Raw genomic sequence first — 7872 nt, 5'->3', positions numbered from 1 at the left:
TCAAATGTCAGGTCTACTAATGGACTGCTGGTTCATGTGTTTGGAAAACTGGCAGCAGCTTTTATTGGATTGATAATTTAACCCTTAATTCGCATATATAATATATCACTATTGTCCGGACAAAAATATTATTATGATAGAAGATTGCTTCGCTCTGCTCGCAATGACTCCGTCTTTGCGAACGCAGTGAAGCAATCTCATTTTTTTAACCGGACACCAATGATGATGCATAGAAAACTCTATCCCATATTATGAAAAACATTCGTCACATCATCATCTTCCTCAAACCGGGCCAGTAACTTTTCGATATCGGCACTTTGCTCTTCACTTAATGGACGTGTTTCCTGGGGAATACGTTCAAACTCAGCATTCTCAATCTCAAATCCATTCTCTTCCAGGTATTTCTGAAGGGGACCAAATGCTTCAAAATCGCCATAAATCATGATAAACTCATCTTCAGCAAAAATCTCCTGAACCCCCGAATCAATCAACTCCAGTTCCAGTTCTTCAAGATCAACACCCTCTTTCATTTTGACTTTGAAACCACACTTATGCTCAAACATGTAATCCACACTTCCTGAGGTCCCCAGCGAACCTCCGGCTTTGTTAAAGTAGCTTCGCACATTGGCCACCGTACGTGTAGGGTTGTCGGTAGCGGTCTCTACCAAAACTGCAATGCCATGGGGAGCATAGCCCTCATAAACCACCTCCTTATAATCGGCCTGATCTTTTCCGGAAGCTTTCTTTATAGCCCGCTCCACATTGTCCTTGGGCATATTGGCAGCCTTCGCATTTTGAATTAGCACACGCAGCCTTGGGTTAGACGTCGGATCAGGACCTCCGCTCTTAACTGCAATGGCTATTTCCCGGCCAATCTTAGTAAAAGTCTTGGCCATATTACCCCATCTCTTAAGTTTTCTGGCTTTACGGTATTCAAATGCGCGTCCCATTCTATCTTTTTTTAAACAAAAATTTAACTGAATTTTAGCGACGCAAATTTAAGCCTGTTTTTTATAAAATGGTCGTTTCGCGCGGATAAATTTCACAGATGGACGAACCTGTTTAATTCAGCGTCACAAAATGAACTTAAAAGACTTCGTTTTCGATTAAAAAGCAACCATCACTAACCCCTCAATTCACTAGCTGCATTGCGCAAAACAAAAGTTCCTTTCAAGGTGTCTCATATCAATATAGTACAAATCCATACGTCGTTCACCCTCTGATTAAAAGCCATGAAACCTAAAATAACCATATTTCTCCTTTTGATCCTGTTGCTGACTCCGGCTTCCTTTGGTCAGGATATCAACAGAAATGAACCTTTAAAATTTTTGGCATTGGGAGATTCCTACACCATTGGCCAAAGCGTTCCTGAAAGTAAAAGATGGCCGGTTCAGTTGGCCAATATTTTGCAAGCACAGGGCATTGCAACCGGGGAAGTCAGAATTATTGCCCAAACCGGATGGAGGACAGACAATCTGATAAACGCCATTAGCAATACAACTCTGAAATCAGACTACAATCTTGTCTCTTTATTAATTGGAGTGAACAATCAATATCAGGGTGGAAGCATTTCTACCTATTCCGAAGAGTTTGAAGAGCTGTTGCAAACTGCCATCGAGCTTGCAGGAAATGATAAATCCAATGTAATGGTTGTTTCCATTCCGGATTATGCATACACTCCATTTGGAAACGGATCAGCTAACATCAGCAGGGAAATTGATCAATTTAATGCAGTCAACAAAGACATTACACAACGTTACGGAGTTGCCTACCACAACATCACCCCCATTTCCCGCAGGGGACTTTCGGAGCCGGAACTTGTAGCCAGCGATGGACTTCACCCAAGCGGAGAGCAATATAAACTGTGGGCTGAAAAAATCGCAGAAGAACTCAACATTTCCGATGATACAGCCCTGGAAGAACACCATATCCAGTATCGTGTGAACATCACAAACAGCTATCTGATTTTTAACACTCCGGAGGTAATGGATCTGAAAATCTATGAAATATCCGGGAAGTTGGTTTTACACCAAAAAGACCTTGTCCCATCCCTGAATCATGAAATAAATCTCACCGGCCTCAAAACAGGTGTTTACGTTCTAAAGCTCGAAAACAACAAAATGGATAGCATCTCTGAAAAATTCATCGTTTCAGAACAATAAAAAAGGTTGTTGCCTCAGGGGAAAATCACTTTCCGAGACAGCAACGACCTCTTTATTATAACCTCTCCGAATCTATTCGGATTGCTCTGTTTTTACCGATTCCATCTTCTCCAGTTCTTTGGCAACATCTTCCATTTCTTCATAAAACCGTTCTCCGTATTTACGGATAATAGGATCTTTAAGAAATCTAAAAACCGGCAGACCAACCTGCTTCCCTAATTCACGGGCAGGATTACAAACAGGCCAGACATGATAATTCAAGGCCTCATAATTAGGATATTTATCAACCCTGATGGGATACAAATGACAGGAAACCGGCTTTTTGAAATCCACCAGACCTTCATCGTAAGCTTTTTCAATGGCACACTTACATACCCCTTCTCCATCAAAATAAGTATAAACACACTCCCGGCCATGAATAATAGGTGTCACCTTATCCCCATCGGCGTCGGTTTCCCAGGTGCCGTTTTTTTCAATAATATCAACGGCTTCAGGAGAAAGCAAATGCTTAATTTTCGGATATATTTTATCCAGGATTTCTGTTTCCTCCTCTTCCAGGGGAGCTCCCGACTCTCCTTCCACACAACAACTACCAAGACATTTGGGTAAGTCGCACAAAAAATGCTCCTTAAAAACGTCCAGATGAATAATTTTATCGTCTATTTGAACCATTTACTTTTAAGCTAAACATGAATTCATTTTTCCTGCTTCATAAATAAAGCAGATTGAAGCTGCAAAGTTAAATATTTATCAATACACTCCTATATTATCGGACTAAAATGCAATCAATCAAGACATAAAATCACCTCTGGCATTCTACAGTGGCATTTCTTTAGTGTTTGTCCATAAAGTACCATTACTGCGTTACGCTTGCCCGAAAATTCCTCATTTACTCAAGTAAACTGCGTATTTTCGGGAATACCAAGCCTTGCAAACGCAACTTTCTGAACCTACACAGCTCCAATTACCATTTTCCACGATTTTATGACGGACTCTTTTTAATCGTTGTACACCCGATTTTCCTGTTCGGCCACGCGAATAAAAGTAGTCCGCTTGGTCAACTCTTTAAGGCGGGCAGCACCAACGTATGTGCAAGTACTCCTGAGACCACCGAGAATATCCTGAACTGTATGCTCAACAGGGCCACGATAGGCAACCTCCACCGTTTTTCCTTCACTTGCCCTGTATTCGGCAACTCCCCCCGCATGTTTCTCCATTGCGGTAGAAGAGCTCATTCCGTAAAACTGCCGAAATTTCTTCCCATCTCTTTCAACCAGTTCACCGCCACTTTCATCGTGTCCAGCAAGCATTCCGCCAAGCATCACAAAGTCAGCTCCAGCCCCGAATGCTTTGGCCACATCGCCCGGAGTAGAACACCCCCCGTCACTGATAATCTGCCCGCCGATACCATGAGCGGCATCAGCGCACTCAATAATTGCTGACAACTGAGGATAGCCCACCCCTGTTTTGACACGCGTTGTACATACAGAACCGGGACCGATGCCCACCTTTACAATGTCGGCTCCCGCCAGCAACAACTCCTCCACCATCTCACCGGTAACCACATTACCGGCCATAATCACTTTGTCAGGAAACTTCTTCCGCGCTTCCTTCACAAAAGCAACAAAATGTTCCGAGTAACCATTGGCCACATCAATACATATAAATTTCAGCCGGGGATGATTGTTAATAATCTCTTCCACAGTCACAAGATCCTGACTGCCCGTCCCTGTACTCACAGCAATAAAGTTTTCAATCCCGTCAGGAGCTCCGTCAAGAAAATGTTTCCACTCCTCAACAGAGTAATGTTTGTGTATGGCTGTAAACATCTTTTTCCCTGCCAGTACTTTCGCCATCTCAAAAGTACCCACTGTGTCCATATTGGCTGCCATCACAGGTACGCCAGTCCATTCTATCTCCGTGTGAAGAAATTTAAAAGTTCGCTCCACATCAACCTGGGCTCTGCTCGACAGAGTAGATCTCTTCGGACGGAACATCACATCCTTAAATCCCAGTTTTACCTCATTTTCTATTCTCATACTCTTTTATTTTTGCTGATTATCAAAAACAACATCTTCCTGCTTTGAAGTATTTTCCCAAAAAAAGGACAGCATCCGCCGGGATACCGTCCTTGAAATATTTAATCCGGCAACATTTGTCACCGGGCATTACCTGTAAAATGTAAAGTGATCTATTCTACCGAAATCAGGCTATGACCGGTCATGTCCTCAGGTTTATCAACGCCCATCAGATTTAGCAGCGAAGGCGCAACATCGGCCAGGATACCATCCTCCACTTTACCCTGTCGGTCGGTTACCCAGATAAAAGGAACAGGGTTGAGTGAGTGGGCAGTATTGGGAGATCCATCGGGATTCACCGCATTATCAGCATTTCCGTGGTCAGCAATAATAATAGCCTCATAACCATTCTTTTTAGCTGCTTCCACCACATCTTTCAGACAAGAATCAACCGCCTTCACAGCCTTTTCAATAGCCTCATATACACCGGTATGGCCAACCATATCACCATTGGCAAAGTTCAGACAAACAAAGTCATATTTCTGTTTATTTAACTCTCCCACAATGGCATCTTTGACCTCATATGCGCTCATTTCGGGCTGAAGGTCGTAAGTAGCCACTTTAGGTGAATTAATCAAAATACGATCCTCTCCTTCAAATACCTCTTCTCGTCCACCGGAGAAAAAGAAAGTTACGTGAGCATATTTTTCAGTTTCCGCAATACGCAACTGCTTCAGTCCGTTTTTCGCAACCACTTCCCCCATGGTATTCTTCACATTGTCTTTATCAAAAAGGATATGCATTCCTTTAAAGGTGGTATCATAAGGAGTCAATGTGCAATAGTGAAGCGGAATAGTTTTCATCCCATATTCGGGCATATCCTGCTGTGTAAGAACCTGAGTAATTTCACGGGCACGATCGTTCCGGAAATTAAAGAACACAATAACATCACCCTCCTGAATAGTTCCAACAGGCTTGCCATTCTCATCAACATTGATAATGGGCTTGATAAACTCATCGGTAACATCATTGTCATACGACTCCTGAATCGCTGAAAGCAAGTCATTGGTCTCTTTTCCGGTTCCATTCACCATCAGATCATAAGCCTCTTTGATACGTTCCCATCGTTTGTCACGATCCATGGCGTAATAACGGCCAATTACAGAAGCCACCTTGCCGGCAGACGTTTTTATATGATTGAGCAATTCACTCATATAACCTTTCCCACTCTTGGGATCGGTATCACGACCATCCATGAAAGCATGAATAAAAACCTTCTCCAGACCAAAGTCTTTTGCCACATCTGTCAATTTGTAAAGATGCTCCTGACTACTATGCACCCCGCCTTTGGAAACCAGTCCGAGAAAATGTACCTGCTTATTGTTCTCTTTTGCATAATTATAAGCCTTTACCAACTCGGGATTTTCAGCAATGCTGTTGTCTTTAATAGCCAGGTTGATTTTCACAAGATCCTGATAAACCACACGGCCTGCACCAATGTTGAGGTGTCCCACTTCTGAGTTCCCCATTTGCCCTTCCGGCAAACCAACGTTTTCTCCTGAAGCCTGAAGCTGTGCGTTGGGATATTTCTTCACGAGGCTCTCAAAATAAGGAGCCCCGGCAGTATGAATCACATCCGATTTATCTTTTTTTCCGTATCCCCATCCATCGAGGATAATGAGTATGGTTTTTTTATCCATGATTATATTATTTTATTGAATTAGCTGTTGTACAATGAAGAAACAAACAACTCCCCATTGAGTTTACAATGAGGGCCAAAAGTACCGAATTTGCTCTCAAAAAAAAAGCGTATGATGTTAAGGATGTTAAAATTCTGTGACATCCTGCCCCTGAAAGTTTACCCTCAATCATTTTCTTAAAAATTACTCTTTAACCAAATGGGTGCAGAGTGTGAAAATCTCACATAATCGCTAAAAAAGGGACATTTCTGACACAAACAAACCCCTGCATTTCAAAACATTGATAATTCCTCCCCCTACTTCGAACAACCTGTATCTCTTTTTTCTTTTAATTTTACCTTTACATTTTTGTAATCTTTTTTGATATGACCACAAAAAACAATACTCCCCGACAAAAAAATAAGAAGATCCTTTTTGCCGCACTGGTATTCTCCATTACCTCATGGATGACAATTAGCGGTCAGGACAATAAATTCAGTGAAGTCCCGCATGACATTGCTCCGGTTGAGGCTCCATTTGAAATGCCGGTTTTTGAGCGACCGGTCTTTCCTGATCAAACTTTTGACATCAAAGATTTTGGAGCAGTTCAAAAAGGAAGTAACAACCATAAGATCACCGATGCCATTCATCTGGCCATTGATGCAGCAGCTGCAGCCGGTGGGGGAAAAGTTTTGATTCCCGAGGGAGAATGGCTTACCGGACCGATTCATCTGAAAAGCAACATTAACCTCCATTTTGAAGAGGGAGCTTCTCTCTTCTTCAGTGAGAACAAGGAAGATTATCTACCGGTGGTAAAACATCGCTACGAAGGAGTAGAAGCATACAATTACTCCTCTCTGATCTATGCAAATAATGTTGAGAATGTAGCAATTACCGGAAAAGGAATTCTTGAAGGCCAGGGAGAACACTGGCTGAATTGGAGCACTGTACAGCCCCGGGCAGAAGCAACCAAAGTACCCCTGTCGCGCCGTAAAAACTTTGGAAAAGGAGCCGGAAAAGAAGGAATGCGACCAAGTTTCGTGGTGTTCTGGAAATCCAGGAACATATTTATTGAAGGCATCACCCTGCGCGAAAGTCCCATGTGGAACATACATCTTATTTATTCCAATCACATTGTCGTGCGCGACATTACGATACACAGCGTGGAATCACACAACGGCGATGGCATTGTACTGGACAGTTCCGGCGATGCACTCCTCGAATACAATCACCTAAGCACAGGTGATGATGCCATTGTTTTAAAATCAGGATTTAATGAAGAGGGCCTTGAAATAAATATACCTACCGAGAACGTGGTCATTCGCAATTATTACGCCTATGACGTTCGAACAGGAAGTGGCGGAGTAGTTTTTGGCAGTGAAACCTCAGGAGGCATCAAAAATGTTTATGTTCACGATGCCATTTTTGAAAAGTGTGATCGGGGAATCCGCTTTAAAACAGCGCGTGGTCGGGGAAATGTCACAGAAAACATCATTATCAGAGATGTGCAAATGAAAAACATCAGATACGAAGCAATCAATTTCAACACGGCCTACACAGGAGCAGGAGTTGGGCCCTCCCCGCTTGTTCGAAACATCGACATTCGCAATGTAAAAATCAACGGAGTGCCCAATGCAATTGTCCTTAACGGTCTTCCTGAAAAATGGATTGAGAACATATATATGGAGAATATTTCCGCCATTAATGTAAAAGAAGGCATTCGCTTAGCACGGGTGAAAAACCTGGTTATGAAAGACATCCGCATTGAATCTGAATCCAGGGCAATGATTGCCGATGATGTTTATGAGGTGAAATTGGAAAACCTCGAACTTAAAGACCAGACGGCCGGAAATCCTGTTTTGCTCAAAGGCAGGTATTCCGGAGCCATCATAGCACCCGATTTCTCTGAAGAAAATGTTGATTTTGAAGAAGGGGCGGAAAAAAACATCTTAATAAAAGATTTGCCATCTGCAGCCTGGTAGCGTTTAGAGGCATTGCTTTCTTCTAAAAAAA

General features: G+C 42.6%; 6 protein-coding genes. 2 read left to right on the top strand and 4 right to left on the bottom strand.

Features of this window, described 5'->3' with window-relative positions; translation table 11 throughout:
• Positions 1–239: 239 nt before the first annotated feature.
• Positions 240–950: a YebC/PmpR family DNA-binding transcriptional regulator gene (locus BY457_RS10370; RefSeq protein ID WP_106153253.1), complete on the bottom strand. Its 711-nt coding sequence runs from the start codon at positions 948–950 to the stop codon at positions 240–242.
• A gap of 282 nt (positions 951–1232) precedes the next feature.
• On the opposite strand from BY457_RS10370, the gene BY457_RS10365 reads away from it, so the two are divergent.
• Entirely contained in the window at positions 1233–2162 is a 930-nt protein-coding gene (locus BY457_RS10365; protein ID WP_106153252.1) for a GDSL-type esterase/lipase family protein, read from the top strand.
• A gap of 72 nt (positions 2163–2234) precedes the next feature.
• On the opposite strand, the gene BY457_RS10360 is transcribed toward BY457_RS10365, so the two are convergent.
• The 3 genes from BY457_RS10360 to gpmI form a co-directional block, all read right to left on the bottom strand.
• Positions 2235–2834, bottom strand: coding sequence for a DUF3109 family protein (locus tag BY457_RS10360; RefSeq protein WP_106153251.1), 600 nt, complete (start codon positions 2832–2834; stop codon positions 2235–2237).
• 326 nt (positions 2835–3160) lie between these two features.
• Positions 3161–4201, bottom strand: a complete 1041-nt coding sequence (locus BY457_RS10355; protein WP_106153250.1) for a GMP reductase — start codon at positions 4199–4201, stop codon at positions 3161–3163.
• Positions 4202–4353: 152 nt separating this feature from the next.
• On the bottom strand, positions 4354–5880 hold the full coding sequence (gene gpmI, locus BY457_RS10350) for a 2,3-bisphosphoglycerate-independent phosphoglycerate mutase (RefSeq protein WP_106153249.1): 1527 nt from the start codon (positions 5878–5880) through the stop codon (positions 4354–4356).
• Between the two features lie 365 nt (positions 5881–6245).
• Between gpmI and BY457_RS10345 the strand changes: the two genes are divergently transcribed.
• Complete coding sequence (locus tag BY457_RS10345; RefSeq protein WP_106153248.1) at positions 6246–7841, top strand: glycoside hydrolase family 28 protein; 1596 nt, start codon at positions 6246–6248, stop codon at positions 7839–7841.
• Positions 7842–7872: the final 31 nt, after the last annotated feature.

The organism is Marinilabilia salmonicolor (assembly GCF_003003035.1).
GTDB lineage: Bacteria > Bacteroidota > Bacteroidia > Bacteroidales > Marinilabiliaceae > Marinilabilia > Marinilabilia salmonicolor_A.
The sequence above is the reverse complement of the archived record's forward strand: the minus strand, read 5'-3'. Positions and strand labels throughout refer to the sequence as shown.